Origin of the sequence: Streptomyces griseocarneus (assembly GCF_014655595.1) — a bacterium.
Classification (GTDB): domain Bacteria; phylum Actinomycetota; class Actinomycetes; order Streptomycetales; family Streptomycetaceae; genus Streptomyces; species Streptomyces griseocarneus.
Genome location: NZ_BNBL01000017.1, coordinates 21,566 through 43,593 on the forward strand (window position 1 = coordinate 21,566; position 22,028 = coordinate 43,593).

At 68.2% G+C, this 22,028-nt stretch carries 26 protein-coding genes; 1 reads left to right on the plus strand and 25 read right to left on the minus strand.

Translation table 11 applies throughout. The features are described 5' to 3' along the window. Window positions 1-24: 24 nt before the first annotated feature. The 7 genes from IE295_RS30085 to IE295_RS34595 form a co-directional block, all read right to left on the minus strand. Complete coding sequence (locus tag IE295_RS30085; RefSeq protein WP_190066945.1) at window positions 25-1,224, minus strand: hypothetical protein; 1,200 nt, start codon at window positions 1,222-1,224, stop codon at window positions 25-27. Beyond that, window positions 1,224-2,201 (minus strand): hypothetical protein, encoded by a 978-nt coding sequence (locus IE295_RS30090; protein WP_190066946.1) that lies wholly within the window; start codon window positions 2,199-2,201, stop codon window positions 1,224-1,226. Before IE295_RS30090 ends, IE295_RS30085 begins: the two co-directional genes overlap by 1 nt. A 122-nt stretch (window positions 2,202-2,323) precedes the next feature. After that, on the minus strand, window positions 2,324-3,265 hold the full coding sequence (locus tag IE295_RS30095; RefSeq protein ID WP_190066947.1) for a hypothetical protein: 942 nt from the start codon (window positions 3,263-3,265) through the stop codon (window positions 2,324-2,326). Continuing rightward, window positions 3,252-7,289 (minus strand): hypothetical protein, encoded by a 4,038-nt coding sequence (locus IE295_RS30100; RefSeq protein ID WP_190066948.1) that lies wholly within the window; start codon window positions 7,287-7,289, stop codon window positions 3,252-3,254. Before IE295_RS30100 ends, IE295_RS30095 begins: the two co-directional genes overlap by 14 nt. A gap of 288 nt (window positions 7,290-7,577) precedes the next feature. Further along, a complete protein-coding gene (locus IE295_RS30105; protein WP_190066949.1) occupies window positions 7,578-8,096 on the minus strand; it encodes a hypothetical protein in 519 nt (172 codons plus the stop codon). Between the two features lie 104 nt (window positions 8,097-8,200). Then, window positions 8,201-8,806, minus strand: coding sequence for a phage tail tube protein (locus IE295_RS30110; protein ID WP_190066950.1), 606 nt, complete (start codon window positions 8,804-8,806; stop codon window positions 8,201-8,203). An 85-nt stretch (window positions 8,807-8,891) separates the two neighbouring features. After that, a complete protein-coding gene (locus tag IE295_RS34595) occupies window positions 8,892-9,071 on the minus strand; it encodes an XF1762 family protein (protein WP_372479569.1) in 180 nt (59 codons plus the stop codon). Window positions 9,072-9,538: 467 nt separating this feature from the next. Between IE295_RS34595 and IE295_RS30115 the strand changes: the two genes are divergently transcribed. Next, window positions 9,539-9,856: a hypothetical protein gene (locus IE295_RS30115; RefSeq protein WP_190066951.1), complete on the plus strand. Its 318-nt coding sequence runs from the start codon at window positions 9,539-9,541 to the stop codon at window positions 9,854-9,856. A 135-nt stretch (window positions 9,857-9,991) separates the two neighbouring features. On the opposite strand, the gene IE295_RS30120 is transcribed toward IE295_RS30115, so the two are convergent. The 18 genes from IE295_RS30120 to IE295_RS30205 all read right to left on the minus strand — a co-directional run bounded on the left by IE295_RS30120 (window position 9,992) and on the right by IE295_RS30205 (window position 22,025). Beyond that, window positions 9,992-10,222: an XF1762 family protein gene (locus IE295_RS30120; RefSeq protein ID WP_224323478.1), complete on the minus strand. Its 231-nt coding sequence runs from the start codon at window positions 10,220-10,222 to the stop codon at window positions 9,992-9,994. A gap of 14 nt (window positions 10,223-10,236) precedes the next feature. Next, window positions 10,237-10,665 (minus strand): hypothetical protein, encoded by a 429-nt coding sequence (locus tag IE295_RS30125; protein WP_190066952.1) that lies wholly within the window; start codon window positions 10,663-10,665, stop codon window positions 10,237-10,239. Next, a complete protein-coding gene (locus IE295_RS30130) occupies window positions 10,665-10,886 on the minus strand; it encodes a hypothetical protein (RefSeq protein WP_190066953.1) in 222 nt (73 codons plus the stop codon). Before IE295_RS30130 ends, IE295_RS30125 begins: the two co-directional genes overlap by 1 nt. An 84-nt stretch (window positions 10,887-10,970) precedes the next feature. Then, window positions 10,971-11,501, minus strand: coding sequence for a hypothetical protein (locus IE295_RS30135; protein WP_190066954.1), 531 nt, complete (start codon window positions 11,499-11,501; stop codon window positions 10,971-10,973). A gap of 1 nt (window position 11,502) precedes the next feature. Next, window positions 11,503-11,835 (minus strand): hypothetical protein, encoded by a 333-nt coding sequence (locus IE295_RS30140; protein WP_190066955.1) that lies wholly within the window; start codon window positions 11,833-11,835, stop codon window positions 11,503-11,505. A 4-nt stretch (window positions 11,836-11,839) separates the two neighbouring features. Beyond that, the gene (locus tag IE295_RS30145) at window positions 11,840-12,475 is read right to left on the minus strand and encodes a poly-gamma-glutamate hydrolase family protein (protein ID WP_190066956.1); all 636 of its coding nucleotides are present in this window, start codon (window positions 12,473-12,475) and stop codon (window positions 11,840-11,842) included. A gap of 20 nt (window positions 12,476-12,495) precedes the next feature. Then, entirely contained in the window at window positions 12,496-13,359 is an 864-nt protein-coding gene (locus IE295_RS30150; RefSeq protein WP_190066957.1) for a hypothetical protein, read from the minus strand. 12 nt (window positions 13,360-13,371) lie between these two features. Then, entirely contained in the window at window positions 13,372-13,845 is a 474-nt protein-coding gene (locus IE295_RS30155) for a hypothetical protein (protein ID WP_190066958.1), read from the minus strand. A 124-nt stretch (window positions 13,846-13,969) separates the two neighbouring features. Continuing rightward, window positions 13,970-14,446, minus strand: coding sequence for an IPT/TIG domain-containing protein (locus IE295_RS30160; RefSeq protein WP_190066959.1), 477 nt, complete (start codon window positions 14,444-14,446; stop codon window positions 13,970-13,972). A 352-nt stretch (window positions 14,447-14,798) separates the two neighbouring features. Further along, window positions 14,799-15,503 carry a tetratricopeptide repeat protein gene (locus IE295_RS30165; RefSeq protein WP_190066960.1) on the minus strand — a complete coding sequence of 235 codons (705 nt, stop codon included), beginning with the start codon at window positions 15,501-15,503 and terminating at the stop codon, window positions 14,799-14,801. Further along, window positions 15,500-15,916, minus strand: coding sequence for a hypothetical protein (locus IE295_RS30170; protein WP_190066961.1), 417 nt, complete (start codon window positions 15,914-15,916; stop codon window positions 15,500-15,502). Before IE295_RS30170 ends, IE295_RS30165 begins: the two co-directional genes overlap by 4 nt. A 427-nt stretch (window positions 15,917-16,343) precedes the next feature. Continuing rightward, window positions 16,344-16,493, minus strand: a complete 150-nt coding sequence (locus IE295_RS30175) for a hypothetical protein (RefSeq protein WP_190066962.1) — start codon at window positions 16,491-16,493, stop codon at window positions 16,344-16,346. Window positions 16,494-16,581: 88 nt separating this feature from the next. After that, window positions 16,582-17,898, minus strand: coding sequence for a phage major capsid protein (locus IE295_RS30180; protein WP_190066963.1), 1,317 nt, complete (start codon window positions 17,896-17,898; stop codon window positions 16,582-16,584). A gap of 249 nt (window positions 17,899-18,147) precedes the next feature. Further along, window positions 18,148-20,106, minus strand: a complete 1,959-nt coding sequence (locus IE295_RS30185; RefSeq protein WP_190066964.1) for a 2'-5' RNA ligase family protein — start codon at window positions 20,104-20,106, stop codon at window positions 18,148-18,150. A gap of 60 nt (window positions 20,107-20,166) precedes the next feature. Next, entirely contained in the window at window positions 20,167-20,379 is a 213-nt protein-coding gene (locus tag IE295_RS30190) for a hypothetical protein (protein WP_190066965.1), read from the minus strand. Continuing rightward, window positions 20,370-20,996 (minus strand): hypothetical protein, encoded by a 627-nt coding sequence (locus tag IE295_RS30195; protein WP_190066966.1) that lies wholly within the window; start codon window positions 20,994-20,996, stop codon window positions 20,370-20,372. Before IE295_RS30195 ends, IE295_RS30190 begins: the two co-directional genes overlap by 10 nt. A gap of 199 nt (window positions 20,997-21,195) precedes the next feature. Then, a complete protein-coding gene (locus tag IE295_RS30200) occupies window positions 21,196-21,522 on the minus strand; it encodes a hypothetical protein (protein ID WP_190066967.1) in 327 nt (108 codons plus the stop codon). Window positions 21,523-21,767: 245 nt separating this feature from the next. Then, window positions 21,768-22,025, minus strand: a complete 258-nt coding sequence (locus tag IE295_RS30205) for a hypothetical protein (protein WP_190066968.1) — start codon at window positions 22,023-22,025, stop codon at window positions 21,768-21,770. Window positions 22,026-22,028 lie beyond the last annotated feature (3 nt).

The following is a 22,028-nucleotide window of genomic DNA, read 5'->3' on the forward strand; positions in this document are numbered from 1 at the left end:
CCGTTGTTTGTGTCGCGTGCTGGATCAGTAGTGGAAGGCGTCGGAGCGCTTCAGGGTGAGGACCACGGCGCCGTCGGCGCTGATCTCGTCGGCGACGATCCGGTGCCACACGTCGACGTCGCCGACCCAGGGCACGTTGACCTGGACGCGGATGTCGTCGCCGAGCTGCCAGGAGCCGAAGGGCGCGCTCGGGTGGTCGACGATCTGGATGGCGGGAATCTGGAGGGCCTGTGTGCGGCCGGCGAGTTCCTGCTCGCCGCGGGTGCGCAGCGCCGTGTCCGTGGCCAGCGTCTTGTCGGTGACGGTGGCGACGCGGCGCAGCCGTCCGTCGTAGCGGTGCACCTGGGCGCGGTTCATCTTGCGGCCCTCGCCCTTGCCCAGAACGACGACTTCGTTGGCGTAGTCGTCGCCCATGCCCTCGGGCTTGGCGATGGCGATGATGTTCTCGCCGTCAGCGAATCTGAGGTCGGTTCGCTTCCGACCGAGCCGGGGGTTGCCGAGCCGGATGCGGTGCTCGATCGCGTTGCCGCCCCCGGCCCAGGCGTGGGTCTCGATCCAGTCGAAGGGGGTGGTGCGGGCGAGCGTGTCGAGCGACTGCCCGCAGTCGGGGTTGTCCCACCAGGCCAGTTCCCACGGGCTGGAGCCGTCCTCGGCACCGAGAAGTTCACCGAGTCGGTGAGTGTCGATCTTCAGACCGATGTCGCCGTACGGCCGGTTCTGGATGTGCGACCAGATGTTGCGGAAGGCGTCGAAGGCGTCGATGCGCGGGCCACCGTAGGGCTTGGGCGGTGGCGGGACGCGCTGCTTGCCCTTCTGCCCGTCGACCCAGCCGTCATAATTTTTGTCCTTCCCGGCGTAGGGATCTGGCGGGGTGATGAGTGCGCCGGAGACCATGTAGTCCTCGTACGGCGTGCCCTGGGCGTAGCTGCTGAAGCCCTCGCAGCTGATGCTGGCCTTTGGCCCGTCGAAGGCGGTCTTCGTGACCAGACCGCCCCACCGGATCACACCGTCGATCTCCAGGTACAGCTTGGTGTCCCACTCCCGGATGATCGGCTTGTCGTCCGCGCCGATCATCCGCGCGTACTCGGGCTCGATGGTGCCGGCCATCGTGCCGGGACCACTGAGGGCGCGCTTGGGGTTTGAGGACAGCGCGAACGGGACCTCCCAGTCGAGGATCGTTTCGGGCAGCGCGCGCTGGGCGATGAAGCGCCAGCCGCTGGGCATCAGCGTTCCTCCGCGGTCGGAGCTTCGGTGAAGTCGATGTCGCAGATGATCGACGTCGAGCCGTCCACGGACACGTCGCCTGTTTCGCTGCGGTGCATGTACGTCTGGAGGAAGAGGGGCTGCACCGTGCCGCGCATGGAAGCGGGGATGCCGAAGGAGTCGGCGATCACGACGGTGCTGCGGCGGGTCGTCCTGCCCTGGTCGTCGTCGATGTCGGTGTCCTGGCCGAGGATGCCTCCGAAGCTGTGCTGCATCGAGGCGTACACGTTGGCGTTGGTCATCCGGAAGCCGGCCAGCGTGGTGATGATCTTGACCTGGGTTGCCCATAGCGGCACGGCAATGTTCCACCGGGCGGGCGGGCCTGGCCAGTTGTGCCACTGGTTGTCGGAGTAGCCGAGCGTGCTCAGGTCGTCGGGGAAGCCGGTGTACAGGCGCCGGTCCCGACGGGGGCTCACCATTTCACGCAGGTCCGTGACCATGGCCTGGGTGATCGTGGAGGTGTTCGGCGGGATGTCGATGCGCGCGAGGGGGATGGCTGAGTCCCCGGAGCGGATCTGCCGGACGCTCGTCGTCGTCTTGGGTACGCCGCTGATCACCCTTGTGAAGACGTACGGGCCCACCTTCGGGTCGGCGGGGTTGGGCCAGGTCTCTCCGTAGGAGTAGGGGTTCTCCACTCGGGCCACGATCAGGTCGGAGCGGGCCGCGACGCCGGTGGCGGCGATGGGCACCTGTTCGGCGACGGGCAAGCGCGCCGCATACGACTGGTACGCCGAGCCGGGTGCCCGGTTGGTGACGGCACACGCCCCGGGCAGCACCTGCACGGCGGCCGCCGGCGTGGACAGCGCCCTGACCTGGAGGTCGCCGGAGCCGACGATGCCCTCGGCGCCACCGAAAGCCGCGTATGCCAAGAGCCTCGCGACCTCCGAGCTGTGCTCCGCTCCGCCTTCGGTGAACCAGGGGACGCTGTCCCACGCCATTGCTACTCCCTCTGCTGTACGCATCGAACGGAGGGACTGTCGAGGGCGCGCGGCCATTACGTCGCGCCCTGGCTGCGAGCTCGGGCAGCTTGCACAATTGGGCAGGAATGATCTTGGCCCGGCTACAGGTGCGCGTAGGCGTCCCGCCAGGCCACCGTCATGTACGCGGTTGCCGTCGCATCTGTCCCGTGCAGCACGAAGTCCTGTCGGCCTACGGGTAGTCGCATGTCCTCCAGGCGCGGCGAGCCGCGGTACAGCAGCCCGGCAACGCTCGCGTTGCCGTTGCGCAGCACCGTCCGTGCCCACGGCCGAGGATCGATGACCACGCGCTCGCCCACGTTGAGCGTCAGGTCCAAACTCACCTTCCACCGGTCGACGACTTCGCAGGCGGGCTGGGTGATGGGCCCGTAGATCGTGATCACGGGCCAGGTCGCCTTGGTGCCGCCCACGATCCGGTCACCCTGCACCACTCCCTTACTCCGGCCAGTCATCGTCAGCGGCGTCGTCAGGGGTCCCACGAGACCGGGGTGCGGCGGGGGCTGGATGTCGACGCGGGCGACCTGCTCGACCTCGTCGTACGCGGTGTCGTCCTGGCACACGAAGGTGCACGCCACCGGTGTGTAGCCCTGGCGTGTCAGCTTCGACGCGGCCGGCGCCCACTTACGGGGACGGCCGTAGAAGCGGCGGGCGCGGCCGCCCTGCACGGTGGACAGCACCGCCGGCGTGGCGAACCGCAGGCGCAGCGCCTCGGCATCCCACGCCTGGCCCATCACCGACAGCCGGTCGAGGTTCGCCCCATGGCGACCCTGCTGCGTGGGGGCGTCGTCGACCGCGTCGACGCCGACCTCGAACGTGATGGCGGCCGCGGACTTGAAGTCCTGGCCGAAGCGGACGCCGTCGGCGCGTGGCATGGGGGTGTCCCCGGTGTCGATGTCGCCGTACGTGATCTCGAACGCATCGGTCAGGTAGTAGCCGGTTCGGACGGTGCCGAACGTGAACGAGGCGGCGGGGTGCACCCCGTTGGAGTTGTACGACAGCTTCCACTCGCCCTCAGCCAGCGACATGTGCGCCTCCCATACGTATGCGGCGCAGCTCGAACATCGCGTCGTTCAGGGCTTCTCCTGGGTTCATGGGGCGGCCGGTCATCGTGAGGTTGAGGTCCCCGCCGATGAGGGCGGGAGTGGCCGCCTGCGGAACGGAGGCCCGCGGCGCCGCCGAGCGGGTGCCGCGGTTGACAGCGACCGCGCCGCCGGCGTACTGGCGAAGGGCGCCGTTCGCCCACGCGACGACACCGCCGAACTGCCGCACAACCTCTTCGACGATCTGCTTGGACCGGGTCCGCTTGGCGGAGCTGAGGGGGATGTACGCCTCGCCCCCGGTCTCCGGCTCGGCCCACAGGCGCCACTCGCCGGGCCGCGCGATCTGCGCGACGTGCCGCTCGCTCCCGGAGGCGAACGCCTGGATGCGACTACCGGCGCGGCGGATGCCACCGTTGGCGAACCGCAGGATTCCACCGTCCGCGTGCTCGGAGACGTAGGGCTTTCCCGACGTCGTGTACTCCACCGTGACGGTGACCGTCTTGCCGGTCAGGCTGTTGATCTTGTTCTGGATCGCCTGGACCTGCTGGATCGGTGTCGAGTTCGGCGCCGTGATTTCGATCTGCTTGCCCTTGAGTTCCTTGACCTTGTAGCCGAGATCCCTGATCGCCTGCTGCGCCGTCGCGGTCGGCGCCTCCATCTTCAGCGTCTTGCCGGGGGGCAGGCCCGCCACCTGGTTGCGGATCGAGGTGAGGTCGCCTGTCGCCTGCTGGACGATGGCGTTGACCGTCACGTCCTTCCGGTTCGGGGCGTTGGCGATGTCCTGGGCCAGGGCGGCGATGCTCAGGCGCGCGCCATCGGTCGGCGCGGTGATCGTCACCTGCTTGCCGCCGGGCAGCACCTGCACCTGGAAGCCGAGCGCCTGGAGCTGTGCCCGCGCCTCCGCCGTGGGCGCGGACACGGTGATCGACTTTCCGCTGCCGAGGCCCTCGAGCTGACCACGCAGACCGAGGACTTCGGCGGTGGCCTGCGGGATGCCCTGGGTGGTCATCAGCGTGGTGACGGTCTCCGGGATGAACCCCATCTGGTCCGCGAGCGCCTTGGCCTGCTGCTCGGGAATGCCCATGTCCATCGCGAGCTGGATCGCCTTCGCGCGGGCCCGCTCCATGGCCTCCTGCCCCTTGTTCATGGCCTCGGACATGGGCATAAGGCCCTGCTCGGAAGCTTCCTGCGCACGGGTAGCGACTCCGAGCATCGCGTCACGCAGCTCGGAGAGCTGGCTGTTCAGGCTCTGGCCGTTGCGGGTGGCAGTGTTCACCAGCCCGTCATTGTCGACGAGAGCCTGGCCCCAGCCCTCGGCCTTGTCGATGTTGCCCTTCATCGTGTCGTCGATCTGCAGCATCACGCTGTTGAGCTGGGCTGTTGCGTCGTGGAACGACTGTTGGTTGCCGTTGAGGGCGTTGAGAGCGCGCCGCAGGGCGTCCACCCGCTCGTCCGCGCTCTTGGTCTTGTCACTGAAGCCCTGCACGGCGGCCTGGAGCCGGCTGTAAGCGGACGTGCCGGTGCTGGCCGATCCGTTGACCGCCTCGTTCAGTTCCTTCGCCTTGGACTTCGACTTGTCCAGCTCACCGCTCATGTCCTTGAGGGCGTCGGCGGCCGCCTTGTACTTCTCGCCCTGGGGCGTCATCTTCAGGACGTCAGCCTTGGGCCCCATCGAGACGTAGTGCTCCGTCTCCTTCGCGAGGCCGCGCAGCTTCTTCTCCAGCCCCTCGATGGAGCCGCCCTGATCGAGGTAGGCGTCCGTGACCTGCTTGAGGGAGACGTCCGCACTGCGGAGGACATCGACGAGCTTGCCCTTGCCGCTGGAGAGCTTGACGTCCTGGAGGTACTGCGCCGCCTGCGCCCTGACATTCGCGTCGATCTGCCCGTTCGAGTCTGCGAGGGCCTGGGCCAGGGAGTTGATGCGTTCCTCGTGCGCGGCTGCCGCACGGGCTGCGGCCTCCTGCTTCGCGGCGAGGAGCCCGAGCCCGATGGTGACGCCGGCAATGGCGATACCGAGGGGGCCGCCGAGCGCGGACACCATGCCGCCCACGGCGCTCGACGCCACCCGGTTCGCGGCTCCGATGCCGCGCAGGGTCCCCGACAGCCGACCGCCATCGGCGGCTGCCCCCCGGTAGGCGGTGCGCATCTGGTTCCAGACGGAGACCTGCTGCCCGGCCACGGCAGTGCCGTTGCGCAGGACGCCCACCGTGGCGTTCATGGACTGGCCCGCGGCCATGATTGACGTGCCGAAGCCGCGCAGCATGCTCGTGACTCCGCTGATCACCTTCAGCGCGAGCATCGTGCCGAGGAGGGCGGCCAGCGCGGTGTTCGCGCCAGGGATCGCGCCCATCAGCGAGTTGAAGACGTGCAGCAAGCCGTTGAAGGCGGCCAGGAGGACGCCAAGGCCGGTCCCGGCGGCGGAGAGGTTTCCGATTGCGATGGCCAGGTTGGAGACCAGACTGATCAGCGCGGGACCGATCGAATGACCGATCGAATCGAAGAAGGTCCCGAGGGCCGGCATCAGCTGCGTCCTGATCTGCCGGATCAGATCGGTGACGCCGTTGTCCTTCGCTGCCCGGCCCAGGCCGAGAAAGAAGTCGCCGACGAGGCGGTTCAATTCGTGGAAGGTGGGGCCCGCGTCGCTGAAGAACTGCTTCATCGACGTCTGACCCTTGGCCGAGTTCGCCCACCGCTTGAAGCGGATCATGGTGCCCTCGAACCCGTCGAGCAGAGCGTTGCCACTGTCCTGCGCGGCCTTGCCTACACCCCCGAGGCCCTTGACCAGATCCCAGGTGGAGCGGCCGAGCTGACTGGCCTTGTCGCCGGCGTGATCAAGAAACTTGGCCAGGGAGCCGGTCTCGCGTCCGGCCTGGACAGAGGCGCGCGTCCACTGCGTGAAGCGTTCGACGCCGCCACTGACCCGCTCGACGAAAGGGCCGGAGGCCACCAGGAAATCGAGGCTCGCGTGGCCGAGGTTCGCGAGCCCATCGGTCATGTGCCCGATGGCCGTGCTGTTGGTGGCCGCGATCTTCTTGAAGTCCCGGCGGAACGGGCCGGACTGCATGAACTGCGCGCCGCGCTTGGCCAGGTTGCCCATCTGGCCTGCGGTGTCGCCCAGCGAGTCCTTCAGCAAGGGCAGCACCGCGGACGACAGCGGCTTGATCTCGTTCGCGACCTGCGAGAAGAAACGTTCCTGCACGGACTGGCGCATCTTGCGCCATGCGCCGCTCAGGCTCCCGACCGTCGTAACGGTCTTGCGGGCTGAGGCGGACAGCCCGTCGAGGGACTGGGTCAGGGCCTCCTGCTGGGCCTTGGTCTGCTGGGCGCCGGAGGCGGCCTGCTGCTGTGCCTTGAGGGTCTGCTTCAGGGCCTCGCCAAACCCGCTGAAGGCCACTTTCGTCCCGATTGCCGCGGTGCCGGTCGCGACGATCAGGCCGGGTATCGCGCCAAGGACGCCGACGGCGGGCGCGGCTGCGGAGACGAGTGCGGTCAGCCCGGCTCCGTACTGGGTGAGTGCGGCGACGGCGGGCTGTGCCAGGGCGAGCAGGGAACCGATGCCGAGCATCCGCATCGACCTGCGGCCGCGCGGCATCTGCATCCGCACCGGCACGTTGACCGGTGTGCGGTCGGCCTCACCCTGCGCGCCGCGGATCAGGTTGCGGATGCCCGAGAGCAGACCTCCGCCGCGGCCGTTGCCGTCGGAGTCACCGTCGGGCCGGACCGGGACGCGTACGTCTGTACTGGCGATGCGCCGCGCGATGTTGTCCAGCTCGGCGCGGAGCCGCTGGTCGTCGACCTTGATCTTGACCTTGGCGCTGACGCCCTTCGACGCCTCCTTGACGGCGGACTCGAGCTTCTTGCGCAGGCCCTTGGAGTCGACCTTGACTTTGACCTTGACGGCCAGGCCCTCGGCGGCTGCCTCGACCTTTGTGCGCAGTTCGCGTGCGAACCCGGCGAGGTCGGCGACGACCGGCACGTCAAGGCGGCCGGCCTGCAGGCCCTCAGCCACTGCGGACCATTCCTCTCTGCATCGCGGCCGTGAGCATCTGCCGGTGCCCCGTGAGCTTGGGGGCGGGCTGCGGCTGCGGCTGCGCGCCGGACCGCTGGGGGGCGGCGTCGGCGGGGTTGAACGGGCGAGGGATGGACGTTGGTTCGTCACGTCGCCGGTCGGCGGCCAGGATGCTGACCTCTTCGATCAGCTGCGCCAGGAGCTCTGTCTCCTTGGTCCACCCGTTGATCTGGGCGGACTGGACGCGGGAGTCCTCGGGGAGGCCGTCGATCAGGACGATCAGACGCCTCAGTCCGAGGAAGCCGGGCTCTCCTGGCTGTCGCCAGAGTCCGCGGGCGTCGAGCCCGTGGAATCGGCTGAGGTCGGACTCGACGTCTCCCCAGCGCTCTCGGAGGAGCCGACCAGTCCGAAGGACTTTCCCAGGTCAACGCCGTAGACCTTGATCAGGCCCATGGTGAGGCGGACGTAAGTGGGGAGAGAGGGGCCCAGCGCCTCGAACCGCTCGTACTCCTCCTTGCCCAGGAGGATGCGGTGCACCTCGTAGATAGCCTCGACGAACCGGCGCGGCAGGTGAGGGCGCTTGAAGATGAGGTCGATGACGACGGAAGCGGTCGGGTTCTCACTGGCTTCGACGACGTCGCGCAGGAGTCCGACGAGGTCGAGGTCGTCGGAAAGTAGAGGGTCGAGCGTCTTAGCCGGCAGCTCCGCCGGGTAGATGAACTGCTCCTCACGGTACTTGACCGGTATGCCGTGGGGGTACTGGACCTCCCGGCGCTCGGCGGCGTCGAGGTCGATGACGAAGGACATGAAGCGCTGGCCTCTCGGGTGTGCGGGCTGAGTCGCGGTGTGCGACAGCGCGCGGACACTGGCAAGCCGGTGGAGCTTGTGTCGCGCGCTGCCGCAGCAAGAGGTCAGCCGGCCGCCGGGGGTGCGGCCGGGGCGGGCGCGAAGCTCGGGTCGTTGGTGATGACGTACCAGGCGTCGGAGTCGTCGCCGCCCTGCACGGCCAGCCGGAGGGGCAGGACTGCTTCCTTCGTCTTGGCGAGTTCGGTGTTCACGCCCTCCATCTGCATGGAGTGCGGGACCATGTAGCGGTAGCTCTTGCCACCGTCGATCACCTCGATGCACGCGGCGATCTCGGTACGCGAGCCGATCCGCGGCGGCGTGAACTTGTAGTGCTTCTTGCTGTCGGCGGCCGTGACCGTGTCGATCTGACCACCGCCGTACACGGCCCGGAAGTTCTCGCCGGACCACTGCTGGAGGTCGACCTCGATGGTCGACGCGTCCTGAGTCTGGAAGGTCCGGGTCGGGTACGAGGACTGAGCGCTGCGGACCTGCTCGAAGTTCGGCTCGTTGTTGAACTTCAGCGAGTCCTCGGTAGTGAGGCCCACAGCGCGCCAGCCCGCGGGCATCGCGACGGTGGCGTCGGCCGGCGCTGCGGTACCGACTTCGGCCAGCCACACGCGGGTGAGCGAGGGGATGACGATTTCGTTGTTGTTGGCGGTCTCGCCTGCCATGAGGGGCTGCTCCCTGGGGGTCCGGTGATCGGGCCCCGGAACCTTGGGGAGAGCGGGAGACTAACGTCGCGCGCTGGCCGGAGCGCTACGGGGCCTCCCAGAGGGTCCGAGCGACGTTCTCCGTTCCACGCGGCGTACGAGGGCGGCTCGCGCAGTGCCAGCCGCCGCGGGGCGGTCGCTGCGCGATGATCCGCCACCCGGCACCGCGCAGGCTTGCACCGGACTCGCCGTCCTGTGTGTACGTGATCAGACGGGAGTAGCCCAGGGCCTGTGCCGCGCGCCAGCAGGCCCCGTAGGCAAGCTGTTGGCGTTGCGGACGCCGTCGGTTGCCGTGCGAGTTATCTCGGGTGAGAAGTGGGTGTCAGGCATGTGAGGCAAGTGCCCTGTTCAGGTACATGCCTCACAGGTATCCGAGGGGTTGTCAGGCATGTGCGCCATGTCTGGCAGGTGCCGACTTTGGTTCGGTCGAACCGACCCAGCCTTCCCGAAGCTACGGCGAAGTAACAAGTGGCTACTTGTAATCAGAATCACGCTCGGTCAGGAAGGGCGAGGCGGAGTCCGAGGACTTCGCCGGCTTGGAGGCGGCGAAGTCGGCGTGGAGCGATGGCAACGGCGCGTTTTGCTCTCACTGCACGGCGAGAACCAGGCGAGGCTAAACAACGCCGCGCAGTAGCGCCGCACAGTTCTGTCGTCGGCGCTGCGACGAGCTCATCAACGAGACCAGGGAGAATCATGAACTTCCGACGCATATCCGCAGCAACTGCCGGCCTGATGCTGGCGGGGATCATTGCCCCGGGAACGGCCACTGCGGCTTCGGCCACGGGGACGCAGAGGGATGCTGCTGCTGCCTGCTCGACCTGGATCGATTACGCGTACGGCCGGGGGCGGGCCCACGCCAACTGTCAGGGCATGGGGATTGACGTGAGTGTCTACGTGAAGTGCGGCAACGGCCGCTCCTACGCCAGCAGCCCGTACTGGCGCTGGGAGTACAACAAGGCCGAGTGCCCGTCGGGAATCGGCGCAACGGGTATGTCGTACGACGTTCGGTAGCCCATCCGGTCAACAGGAGAGGGTGCCTCTCGTGTAGGCGGGTCGGGAAGGGAGCCCCTTCCCGACCCGCCTTCCGTGGCGGCCCTCGCGCCCGCCGTGGACCTCGCCGCTTGACGCCTTAGCCCCGTGAGATGTCTAGATAACCTGCGTGACCTCCAGGGTTTCGCCGTCGTCGAGGTGCCGGGCGACGGGGCGCCCGACGATCGCGACGGCCCGCAGCATGCCGTGCTGATCGGCGGCACCGACGGTGAAGACGGCGCCGGGCGGCGGCCGGTGGTGCCGGTGCCACTCGGCGACAAACTCCTTCGTCTGCTTCTGCCGTAGGGGCACGAGGTGCAGGCGCACCCCCTCGTCATAGGTGTCCACAGCCGGGCCCTCGCCTACGGGTGCAGGGTGACCAGCAGGCCGAGGAGCCATCGTGGCTGCCCGTCGACGAGCGGGGACCACAGGAGGGTGCCGGAGGGGCGGACACCGCTGACGACCGGCTGGCCGGGCGTGTGCGGGATGCCGGGCAACTCGGTGGCGGCGGCCGCGCAAACGAGGATGATCCGCCGCAGTTCGGCCTGCCCCGGCCAGCCGCCGGGGTCGCCGTACACCTCCAGGGTCACCTCGGGCTCCGTCGCCCACGTCAACGTGCGCATGTCCCCTCCGGGCCCGTGGGTGACACGCAGGTGCGGCCACGGCGCCTCGGAGATCCCGGACACGCGGCCGGGACCGCCCAGGGCCTCGGCCACGCGCGGGTGCTGTTGCAGCCAGGTGAGGAGCACCGAGACCGGATCGGCATGGGCGAGTTCGTACGTCGCGGCCATCAGGTGCGGGCGACGTAGCCCTGCCGGCGCAGGCGGCGGGCGTAGTCGGAGGGCACGCGGATCTTGGCGCCCGGCAGGTAGCTGGTGCCCTCGATATTGAGGTGGTGAGACAGGGTGATGGTCTCCATCCCCGCGCCGAGGGCGGGGGTGGAGTGGCCGGTCTTGACCTCGTCGGCCGGGGCCTCCGGCGTGGCGGTCTTGGTGGGGCTCTTCGTAGTCATGCCGCGCACTGTGAGCAGCGGTGGGTGCTTGCGTCGCGGGCTCCCGCCGGAGGGGGCGACTGCACGGCACCCTCTCCGGCCGTGTCAGTGTCGGGCGGCCACGATCGCCGCGGCGCGGGCCATGAAGTGGGCGCCGTCGGCGATCAGGTTGCCCGGATAGACGGTGCCCACTTCGGCCTCGACGACCATCGGGCCGCGCGCGGTGACGGTCACAGTGACCTTATTGCCGGTGATGATCGGCTGGCCGGTGCTGATGTTCCGGGCGATGCCTTCCGGATCGATCGCCGTTGCGCATCGGCAGTTCTTCAGGTTCGCAACGGCGCGGGAGGACTGGTCGCGGGGCTGGAGCATGTAGGTGTTCAGGCCGACGCCGCGGTGCTTGCGGTCCCAGTCCATGCTGTTGATCGTGAAGCGCAGGTTGCCGGGCACGACTTGGCCCTGCGCCTGGATGTGGGTGGGCCGGACCTTGTCGTCGGCCATCGTGACCCACCGTTTCGTGGGCGGGGCGAGGCGCTTGGCTTCGACTTCGACCTGGTAGGCGATGCGCTGGACGTGGGGGGCGATCATTCGCGCCAGCAGCGTCTCCAGCGCGGGATTCGGGGTGAATTTCGCCATGTCACGGCGCTTCCGGCGGGTTGCGGGTGGCGGTTACCTGGACGTAGTCGGCGGCCGGGCAGCCGGGCACCCGGTGGACGCGGGCGGTGGTGACGGTCCACGTCATGCCGGTCTCGTCGCCGACGACGTCGCCGGGCTCCACGGGCCAGGCGGCAGGGTCCAGACGCAGGGACCATGTGCCGTCCGGCTGCTCCAGCGCAGAGCCGGGCCGGGTGCCACGCGGCTCGGACCGTTGGTTCGGGTCCGGTGGCACCGGGACGCCGTTCGCATCTCGTGCCCACGGGTGCTCGAGCGCGTACAAGGTCAGCAGCCGGTTGGGGAGGACGACGGCCACCGGGTCAACCCTTCCCCGGGGTGACGAGGGCCTGCCGAATGCCCGTGGTCACTGCGGTGATGTACGTGGTGAAGGCGGTGGTGGTGTTCTTCCGGTTCGCGCGGCTCATGTCGCCGTTCTCGAAGAACTGGGCGCGTTGCGCGTTGGTGAGTTCGAGCTGCACGCCCATGCGTCGGGTGCCGCGGTTGGCGATGTTCGCCGGGTCGTTCCCGTTGAGGTCTTCGGCGGCCACGCTGACGGCGAAGCCCGCATGGGCCAGGGCCTCGCCGATCTGGTCGCGCAGGTTGTAGTCGAGCCCGCCGAGGTAGGTCATGGCCGTGGTGCCGGCTGCGCCGTGCCAGGACACGATGTGGCTTGCGGCCTTGGCCATCGCCAGGCCCTGCGGCTCGTCGAATCGGGTCGACGTGATGTGCAGGTCCGCGTTGGTGCCCGCTTCCTTGAATCCGTCGAGGGTGTAGAAGTCGTGGACGTCGCCTGCCGCCGCGTCGGCGAGTTCGGTGGTGCCCTGCTCGATCCCGCCTCCGTGGATGGCGAGGTGCAGCAGGCTGGAGAAGGCGGAGATGCGCCACGTCCGCTGGTAGTGGATGCCTTCGATCTGGCCGCTCGCCAGCTCCGCGTACGACTGGTACAGGTCGCCCATGGCCCGTTCCTTTCTTCTGATCAGCGCCAGCGGCGGGTGCGGCTGGACGAGTACGGCCACGGGGCGCGCGACGGGCGGGACAAGGGCTGGAACACGAGGCGACGCAGCCGGTTGAGGCTGTCGATCGTGGGGAGGGCGCCCGCCTGCCCGGTGGTGGGCGCGGCGTCGTACGAGATGGACTGTCCTTCGGCACTCACTGAGGAGACCCGGCGGCCCGGTCCCGCGCTCTGGTCGGGCCGCTGCCGGACGGACTCGGCAGCATGCGCGACGACATACCGCACCACCGTTTCCTCCTGGGCACCGTTCAGACCGACGAGGAGATCCACGTCGTACGTGCCGTCCGAATTGGTTCGGTAGGAGACCACCTCGGCGATGTCATCGACGTGGACCAGCCAGGCGTCGATGTCGTCGAGGGCACCCGCCCAGCGAGGCGTGACGCCGCGCAGCGTGGTCGCCGTCGGCACCAGAGGGCGGTTCAGGTACGCGGCGACATCCGCATGTGCGTTGCGGATCTCCCCCTCGTAGGCGGCGCGCTGGGCGGAGGTGAGGGGAAGCGGGACGCCGAGGGTGTCCGCGACCGCTTCCGGCGACCCGACCAGGCCCTGACCGGTCGGGAGGTCGAGGCGCACCGACGTGTCCGTGACAGGTTGCCCGGCCGAGTTGGGGGTGAATGTGACCGCACCCCAGTACCGGCCGGGAGGGACGGTGGGCAGGTCGAACCGGTACACCCCGGCCCGGAGGCGGACAGCGGGTGCGGCCGATGCGACCACCGGCCCGTCACGCTCGGGCGTGGCGTACAAGTCGAGTCGCGTCACCTCGCCGCCGGACGGGGCCGGGTCGTAGTGCGCCCCGGCCCACATGGGCTTGTGGTCGTAGACCGACACCCCTTCGCCTCCTTACTGGTTGGTGCTGGTCCGCGCGGCCTGCGCGTCGAGGCGTTCGCGGATGCGGGCGGCGATGCCCTCGGAGACCACGGCACCCTTGGGCTGGAGGAGCCGGGTGACGGGGTTGTGGTGCGGCCCGAGGAAGGTGCGCTCGACTAGGCGGATGGTGCACTGGAGGGTCGAGCCGAACGGGGTCAGCGGCACGAACACGGCGTCGACGTCGGCGGGCGGCTGCCCGGTGGCGTCGTCGAGGATGATGTCCGACAAGTTCTCCTCGTCCGGGATGACCTCGGTCGGGGTGACATACGGGCTCGGCGCCGGAGGCTCCGGGGACTCGTCGACGTGCGGCGGCTCCAGTGGGGCGGCGTCCGGCGCGGCAGGGGCCGAGTCAGCCAGCAGGATGTCTGTCTCGGGGGCGGATGCCTCGGCCGGGGCCTCCTCGGAGGCCGCCTTGGCGGTCTTGCGGGTGCGGGCGGTGGTGGCCATGGGTAGCTCCTCGAAGCGGTGTCAGTCCGAACGCGCGCACCCTGCACAGGGGACTCGGCTTGTGTCGCGCGGTGCGGGTAAGCCGAGAAGGGCCCCGCTTCATACGGGGCCCCTGTAGCTCCGGTCAGCCACCGGCCGCGGCCTCGTAGGTGAAGCCGTCGGCCTTGGTGATGGCACCGCTGTCGTCGGCGAGTTCCAGGGACACTGGCCCGGCCGCACCGGGAGGCGTTGTCACGGTCAGTTCGGTGGCCGAGCGGACGTGAAGGCCCGTGCCGGCGGTGCCGCCGAAGGTCACCGCGGAGACGCCGTCGAGGTGGGCGCCCTTGATCGTGATGGCGGTGCTGCCTGCAGCAGGGCCCTTGGCGGGGCTGATGCTGTCAATCGATGCCGAGGTGAACAGGCGGCCAACGGCGGAGCGCGCGACGATGGTCCCGGCGGGGTACAGCAGGAAGCGCTTGGAGCCCTCGGGTTGCCCGTCCCCGCGCCCGTACGGCTCGGAAACGTAGACGTCTTCGGTGACCCGAACAGGCGGATCGTCGAGCGCGACTGCGGGGAAACTTGCCTTCGTGATGCGGGTGCCGTCCTGGCGATACAGACCCATGGTGTCCTTCCTCCGGATGCGGTGGTCGAGGGAGGATGCGCGCCGGTGCTCGCTTGGGTCGCGTGCTACGGGAAGGACACGGGGTGTTACAGCAGGCGGAGTTCAAGGCCGCCTGGCGCATGAGCGAACCGGTCAAGCCGAGGCCGAGCTCGACAAGTTCCGCGAGGAGTCGGCCTGTGTCCGCAAGGAGAAGCGGGAGCTGTCGGATCTGGTGGGCGCCTACGCGGCCATGATTGCGCAGTTAGCCAGGTAGCGGGTCAAGGCCCTTGACGAGCGGGATCAGGCCCTCGTCGCAAGGAGCTTCTTCGAATCCCGCCTGACAGGCTAACCGCCCACAGCTAACTGGAAAGACTTAACTGTTTCGGCGCCACCATCTCCGCGCACCGCTTTCCCTCAGTTGCTCTCGCCCGGCCTTCTGCTGCTGTCTCTTTAGTGCCTTGCGTGCCGATCTGAGGGCTGCTTCTACGTCATCCCAGACAAAATCTCCCTCATCCTTGATGTGCACGATGGCGCGCTCCAGGTAGGGGATCGCCTCTTCATGCATACCCTCGTCATGGAGAAGCATACCGAGATTTTCTGTGGCGCCCTCCAAACCGCAATCAATGGCCTTTTTGTAATAGGAGATGGCTTCCTCTAGTAGCTCCATCCGCTCATCCGCCGTATCGGCATGACTCATTCTGAGTTTTTTGCAGGCGGCAAGGTCTTCGTAGCCATCGGGCACACCCAATTCGATGAGCTTCAGGTTCCAGCGGTCTCGCTCCTCGCTAAGGTATGCCCACCTGACGGAGGCCATCTTGCGCATTTCCTTGACGGCTTCGACGTGACCTGCTTCTGCGGCGGCCAGAATAAATAGCTCACCCTCCTCGTCGCCCGCGTTCAGCTTAATTTTGCCCTGCCGATACAGATTCTCCGGTGTGGCGGGCAGTCCCGCCGAGCCGTAGTAGTTCTGTGTGACGTTGTTGTGTTGGGCACCTGTTCCTTGAACGAAGGCCACGCCAGAGTCATCCGCGTGGATGTTCTGCCGGATGTTCTGTGGGTTCTCTTCAGGGGAAGTCACTTCGCCTGAACCTGGTTCGTCTGGGTGCCAGTGCCCTGATTGAAGACGATGCCGCCCCCCGTGGCGCTGACATTCTGTGTGACACCACCGGTGCCGGTTGGAGTTTCCAGCCCATGTTCGGCAATGAGAGAACGGAGTTCGTCCAGGAGTGCGGGGTCCCGGGTCAGAGTCCTGCGGAAACGACTGACCCACTCGGTTGAAGTTTCTTCGCGGGCTTCATCTGTTGCCCCGGCCTCAAGCAGCTGCTGCCGTGACTCGTCCAGCTCTTCAGCTACGTCCTCAGTGGCATCAGGACGTCGGGACAGCAGACGCGCGAAGCGGTCGCGAGTGCTCGCCCACAAGTCGGTCGTCATGGACGCGATGAGTGCCTGCGCGGCGGATGCTGCCCACTGGGATGCGTCGATTCCACTCACTAGTCCTCCTCCAGCCCGGTCACCCGGCCAGCTTGGGCCGATGGACGGAGATCCTAGCGAGAACTAGCAAGCAGCAACAATGAGTTGTCGCGTGGGTGAGGCGCGCGATACTCCCACCGCCAGCTTCACCTCGGTCCCGTCCTCCAGCCTCTCTACGTGCTCCCTGGGGTCGCCATAGAGCTCGTACGGGCCCGCTGCGCAGGCGTCGCCGAAGGCTTTGGTGCCGCCCTTGCTGGCCTTTCTGGTCGCCTCCAGGGGCAGTGGCACGATGCCGAGCTACTCCAGACGATCGCGTTGCCCGTCCACTCAGCCCCGGCCTGGCGGCGCGCTGACGCTGCTTCGCCAGCCACCGGCTGACATGCATCTCGTGGCCCGTGATGCCGGGCATAACGTCGGTCTAGTCCTCGTGCGTGCTGAGCCGGTCGGCTCAGAGGATGCGGCGCAGCGCGGCCGCGGTCTCCGTGTCGACCGACGCCAGCACGGCCGTGACGCTGCACGGCGGGCCCTTGCGGGTGGCCGGCGCTTCGGTCAGCGCATCCAGGTCGCCGGCGAGTCCGACGAGTTCCTTGTCCGCCACCGGGCATTCCTCTGTGTCAGGTCGTGCAGAAGAGGGACGGAGGGGAGGCACCGCCCAGGGCGGTGGGCGGCGCCTCCCCTCGCCGGGGTCAGCCGGTGGTGGGCTGGGTCCAGGTGCCGATCACGAAGGACTCGGGGCGCGGGACCTCCAGGGCCACACGCTCGTCGGCCCGGAAGGTGATCAGGCCCTTCTCGAAGTTGTCGGCGTTCTCCGAGGAGACGGTCACGGAGACGGACTCCCTGTCGTGGAGCTGGGCGCCGAGCCCGAACGCGCCGACGAGGAAGTTGTCGTCGGCCATCGCGGTCGTCTCGACGACGTCCAGGCGCCAGACGCGCTTGGTTGCGCCGACGGCGATCTGCAGGGCGACGCGGAAGGCGCCGGTCTTGTCCTCTTCGACCTCGACGTGTTCCCACATCGTGGGGCTGAGGACGATGCCGGTGGGGTCGTATTCGGCGAGCAGGGCCTTGGTGATGCTGCGCCGGATCTGGACGCTGTACTGGTCGGTGTTCAAGCCCTTGTACTGCTGGACGCCAGGAGTGTTGAAGATACCGGTGAGGCTCTGACCGTCGCCGACGGAGTGCAGGAGGTCCCAGTCCTCCTGGTACTTCACGCCCTCGATCATCCGCGAGTTGATGAAGGTCTTGAGCCTGGGTTCGTCCGACAGGATGTTCTTGTGGGCGTCGAGGAGGTGCGCGATCTCGCTGACCGGGTACATCACCGGGACGAGCGAGAGCTTCGAGCGGGGTGCCCGGCCCCAGGTGTCGGTATCGGCACCGGTCGCGGGGCTGACGCCGTCGGAGCCGTAACGTTCCTTCACCTGCTTGGCGTTGTTCGTCCAGCCGGTCTCGCGCGCGCCGTAGAGCACGGCCTGCTTGGTGCTGCTCTTGGGGAACAGGTCCCGGATGTGGAACTTCCGATATTCGCGCTCGGCGATCCCCAGGTTCTGCGCCGAGCCGAGGGTCTGGTGTGTGACGGTCCCGGCGGACAGGCTGAAGATCGACTTGCCCTCCATCTCCGCGCGAACATACGGACGGTCACGGAATCCGGCCTGGGCGGCGTTCTTGTAAGCGTCGCTCTCGACGAACAGGTCACCGAGGGACTTGCCTTCCGCGGCGCCCAGCGGCTTCTGGCCGTAATGCTGGCCGGCGGCGGGTATGGAGTCGGGGGCGGCGAGGTACTGCTTGACCTCGCTCATGCCCTCAGCGTCGGCGATGAGCTGCTTGAGCTCCATCGCCTGGGCGGACACCTTCTTGAAGGCGTTGGCCTGCTCGGTGCTGACAACGAAGCCACCGTTGTCCTCCACCTTGAACGTCTGGGAGATCCGCTCGGCTTCGGCGGACTTCTCGGCGAGCTGGGCCTTGAGGTTCTTGACCAGGCTCTTGCTCTCGAGGACGGCGGTGCTCACGGGGTGCTCTCTCCTGATGCTGGGTGCGGTTGACGTGCGTCGCTCGCCCGGCCAGCACCGGGACGACCCGACAACGCGGGGCATTTGAGAGAGCGGGGGTGGTTAACGTCGCGTGCTGCCGTTCCTCACATGTCGAAGGAAGGCAGCACACGGGCTTTGACCTGCTGTTTTGTTGTTCTCGGCGGGGTGGTGAGCTGAAGGAAGGGCCGGTCGGGGTATCGGCGTGACGGTGAGGCTGAGTCGTCGTGGTTAGCCCTGGATCGCGGCGAGTTGTGCTTTCACTTCCGCAGGGTCGAGGCGGACGGTGTCTTCGTCGTCTTCGCCGTCGTCCGGGTCCTCGTCTATGCCGCCGTCGAGGCCGGGCGTGGAGTCGTGGGGCTCGTCGTACGGGTCGTCGTCCCACAGGTCGATGCCGCTGCCGGCCATCGGAGACGAAGCGGCCACAGGCTGCTCCTGGTGGGCCTCGTCGTCGGGGTCGATGTCGAGACCCTTGGAGGAGAGGGCGGCGAGGAGTTCACCGACGGTAGTGCGCACGGGCTCAAGCTGCTCGGCGCCGTCGGCGGCCTGGATGCGGGCGGTGGCGTCCGCGAGGGCGCGCATTGTCGGCCGGACAACCCTGCCGTCTGTGGTCTCGCTGCTATCGGCCGTGCGTGCTGGCCCCTGGTCCGGAATGACCACGGTGGTCAGCTCGACGAGCTGCGGGGCCCCGAGGGATATTTCGGGGCCGGCGCTGTCGTAGGGCACGGCGTAGTTGACGGGGTCGCCGCCTTCCTGGTGGACGGAGACGATCGCGCGGTCCGGGTAGGTTGCCTCGACGCACGTCCAGGTGCCGTCTTCGGTGGCGAGCAAGCGGCGGACGGCTGCACCGACGCGGTCTCGGATCTCCTCGTACGAGGCGGGCAGCGGCTGGATCGGCGACACGGTGGCTCCAGGAGTGATGCGGGACTTGGCTTCGAGGACGGCGGCGCGAGCGCTGTTGCTCTTGGCGGCGCGGGTGGCCGGGTAGATGGCGGTGGCATGGTTGCTGCCGAGTCCGCCTGCTGCCTTGGCTTCGAGCACTGCGGCGCGGGCGGTCTCGATGCTTGCCTGCAGGTCAGTCGTGCTCAATCGTGCAGGTGCGGGACCCGCAGAGGACTCATCGGCGGCCGGGCCGGTGAGGCGGATGGGGGTAGCGTCCGGGCCGCGTACGACGTGCACGGTGTCGAAGGTGACGGGGATCGGCGGCACGGCCGGGATATCCGCCGGCAGGCCGTAGCCGAGGGTGATGTGTGGGGTGAACCCGTGGTCCGTGCGCAGTGTCCGGGACAGGGGCGACACTGCCAAGGCGCTGACGACGCGCTCACGGAGTTCGCTCAGGCCAGGCACGTCGACGGGGACGAACACCGGTTCGCCGGCTCCGGTGTCGGGGAAGCGGCCGATTCCTCCGATCTTCCCGGTGAGCGGGGCGGCACCGTCGAGGGCTGCGGCGACAATGCCGGAGAGGTCGTCGGGGTGGCCGGGAAGCTGGTCGGCGTCGCCGAGGTAGGCCAGGGTGATGTGCAGGTCGCGTGCGGCGGTGCCGTCGCGGCGGGCGATCTTCCCGGCGATGCCAGCGGGCACATAGAGCGCGACCATGACGCCCTGGCCCACCTGCTGCTCGGCGGCCTTGACGTCGATGTGGCCGCTGGACGAGGTGGTCTTGTGCTCCAGCTCGGCCGATCCAGGGTCGGCCTTGACCTCCAGCGACCTGGTCATGGGGTGCGCGCCGTGAAGGACCGGGGAGACCTCGTACAAGTCGAGCTTGTGGATCACGCGTACACCGTCGGAGCGCTTCGTCGCGCCGCTCGGCGGGACGCGGTAACCGATGGAAAACTGGGCTTCCCCGTGGTTATGCCACTGCCGCACCTGCTCATACACGTCGCGGCCCTTCGACGTGCGCAGGTTGAACTGGATGGTCGCGACGAGTGCCCCGGCCCCGGCGGGCCAGTTCGGGATTTCGGCGAAGTGGGGGTCACCGGGCTGCCATTCGGCAATCTCAAGGACGACGCCGACAGGCTCCTTCCACTCGTGGTGCCAGACTGTTTTGACGGGCCTGGTCGCCAGGGTGTGGGCGAATGCGCCGGGGGTGATCAGGTCCGCGACTTCGTCGACGACGCCGGTGACGGCGAAGATGGCCCTGCAGATGCCCTTGCGGGGCGCAGGGGTTCGGGGCGTGGGGGCGGTCGGCACGGCGAGGAACCTCCGGCGGGTGGACTGTTGGCCGCCGGGGACCGTGCCGTGCTCGCCTGATTACTGTCCTGTGCTGACCCGGTCCTGGGGGATCTTCGCCTCGGCGGCCGTGCGTGCCGCGATCCATCCCTTGGTCCAGTAGCGGGCGCCGAACTGCTGTGCCTGGTCGCCGCTGTACTGGTCGTAGGGGCAGGCGTCGGAGGGGTCTCCTGTCGCGAACGCGACCTTGCCCTCGTTGAGGAGCGCCAGATACCTCTGGCGGTTCAGCTCCACTTGTTCTGCTCCTTCTGCTTCGGCGGGAACAGAGTGTCCTGCCCGCCGTGTTCGCCTGCTGCGTCCCCGCTGCTGTCGTTGGCTTGGCTGTGGGTGCGGGTCATCTGGGCATCGTCGACGTCGATGGCCCAGACATCCGGGTCCGTATACCGCCACACCTGGCCGGTGACGTCGCGAACCCACCCCGTCAGTGTGCCGTCTGGGGCCTGGTCCAGCCATGCCTCTTCACCGTCGGTGCCTTTGTAGGCAGCGAAAGCGTCGGCTGGATCGGTCTCGTCGCCCTCGTCGTACATGTCACCGGACCACGGCCGCGCGTCGTCCTCCGGGCCGGGGGCGGGCTCGTCACCCTGCATCTCGGCACTCTCGGTAGCGGCAGCTCCGTCGCCTGGGGTCGCCTCGTTGGGCACCTCCTCGTCGGCGGACTCAGGAGCCGGTGCCTCTTCGCTGGAGACGGCGGCGGGCTCCGTGCTCGGGTGGGCATCGTCCGTCGGCGCGCCGGTGTCGGCACCGTCGGTGGCCGCGGTGTCCTTGTCCTGGTCTTCGTCGTCGTCCCTGAACGGCTTGCCGCCCTTCGGGAGTGCCTTGATGGCGATTCCGTATCTGTTCACGGCGCGCACAGTGAGGAGGCTGACTGGTTAGTGTCCTGTGCTGCCCGTCTCACGGGGACGGCTTCCCTGGTGAGGATCGCAACGCATCCACCGAGATGACGTTGTCCATCGAACGGTAGATGGCCCCGGACTCCGGGGCACTCTTGGCGAATTGTTGGCCGCTTGCTACGCCAACGGCACCGTGGTGTCTGGCTTGCTCATCGGTGGGTCAGCCCTGCGGCGGCACGGCCTCGGGATGCTCGTCGGTCCAGCGGAATTCGCCGTCGCTGTGGGACGTGTCGGCGTGGCCGGGGTCCTCCTCGCATTGCCACCACATGCCCTGGTCGTCGGGGAGGAGCGCGGTGCACGTGCCAGGCTCCGGAGCCGGAGGTGGAGCGAGGAGACCGGCGCTCGCCAGGAGGGCCTCCATGATGTGGACCACCGCGTCGGCGGAGAGCCTGGTCCCGTGTCGGCCGGCGACTTCGCAAAGCAGCTCGACCGTGTCCTGGTATTCGTCCTCGGTGATGATGCGCCGCGCGGTGTTGGTGTCGTCCATCGGCTCTCCGGAGGTGAGGGGACCGCGGGTCCGCACGGGAGCGAGCGCCGGTCGTCAGAAGTCGGTCTTTGATCAGACAGCTCATCAGGCCGAGAGTGGGAGCGAGGGACGTCATGTCCCTCTTGTGGGTGGTGCGTCTGAGAGCCCCCGCCAGGGCTATCGGCCTCCGAGATCCTCAACGCGCCATGGAAGCCGACGTCTCGCAACGGCCAGGATTTGCCAACTGTGTCCTCCGGCCTGGGCCATCACTCCTTCTTTCGTGTTGCGCGGCTGCTTCCGTTGACGTCGGTGTACCGGCGGATGACGGCGAGAACGGTGTCCTCGTCGTCCCCAGACACCGCCCGCAGCGGCCCCGTCGGCGTCAGCAGGATCGGCTCGCCTGCATGCAGCTCGACGAGCGCTGCCGCGCGGGCGGAGCCAACCACCGGCCGGTCCGCGTCCCCGGTGATCTGCACCTGGTAGGCGGAGCCGTCATCGAACCGGCCGGTGACAGTGTGGGGCATCCT

Excerpts from the sequence above, each read along its gene's own strand:
- IE295_RS30085 (WP_190066945.1), bottom strand. The coding sequence starts at position 1,224 with ATGCCCAGCGGCTGGCGCTTCATCGCCCAGCGCGCGCTGCCCGAAACG.
- IE295_RS30090 (WP_190066946.1), bottom strand. The coding sequence starts at position 2,201 with ATGGCGTGGGACAGCGTCCCCTGGTTCACCGAAGGCGGAGCGGAGCAC.
- IE295_RS30095 (WP_190066947.1), bottom strand. The coding sequence starts at position 3,265 with ATGTCGCTGGCTGAGGGCGAGTGGAAGCTGTCGTACAACTCCAACGGG.
- IE295_RS30105 (WP_190066949.1), bottom strand. The coding sequence starts at position 8,096 with ATGTCCTTCGTCATCGACCTCGACGCCGCCGAGCGCCGGGAGGTCCAG.
- IE295_RS30110 (WP_190066950.1), bottom strand. The coding sequence starts at position 8,806 with ATGGCAGGCGAGACCGCCAACAACAACGAAATCGTCATCCCCTCGCTC.
- IE295_RS30115 (WP_190066951.1), top strand. The coding sequence starts at position 9,539 with ATGAACTTCCGACGCATATCCGCAGCAACTGCCGGCCTGATGCTGGCG.
- IE295_RS30125 (WP_190066952.1), bottom strand. The coding sequence starts at position 10,665 with ATGGCCGCGACGTACGAACTCGCCCATGCCGATCCGGTCTCGGTGCTC.
- IE295_RS30130 (WP_190066953.1), bottom strand. The coding sequence starts at position 10,886 with ATGACTACGAAGAGCCCCACCAAGACCGCCACGCCGGAGGCCCCGGCC.
- IE295_RS30135 (WP_190066954.1), bottom strand. The coding sequence starts at position 11,501 with ATGGCGAAATTCACCCCGAATCCCGCGCTGGAGACGCTGCTGGCGCGA.
- IE295_RS30145 (WP_190066956.1), bottom strand. The coding sequence starts at position 12,475 with ATGGGCGACCTGTACCAGTCGTACGCGGAGCTGGCGAGCGGCCAGATC.
- IE295_RS30155 (WP_190066958.1), bottom strand. The coding sequence starts at position 13,845 with ATGGCCACCACCGCCCGCACCCGCAAGACCGCCAAGGCGGCCTCCGAG.
- IE295_RS30160 (WP_190066959.1), bottom strand. The coding sequence starts at position 14,446 with ATGGGTCTGTATCGCCAGGACGGCACCCGCATCACGAAGGCAAGTTTC.
- IE295_RS30200 (WP_190066967.1), bottom strand. The coding sequence starts at position 21,522 with ATGGACGACACCAACACCGCGCGGCGCATCATCACCGAGGACGAATAC.
- IE295_RS30205 (WP_190066968.1), bottom strand. The coding sequence starts at position 22,025 with ATGCCCCACACTGTCACCGGCCGGTTCGATGACGGCTCCGCCTACCAG.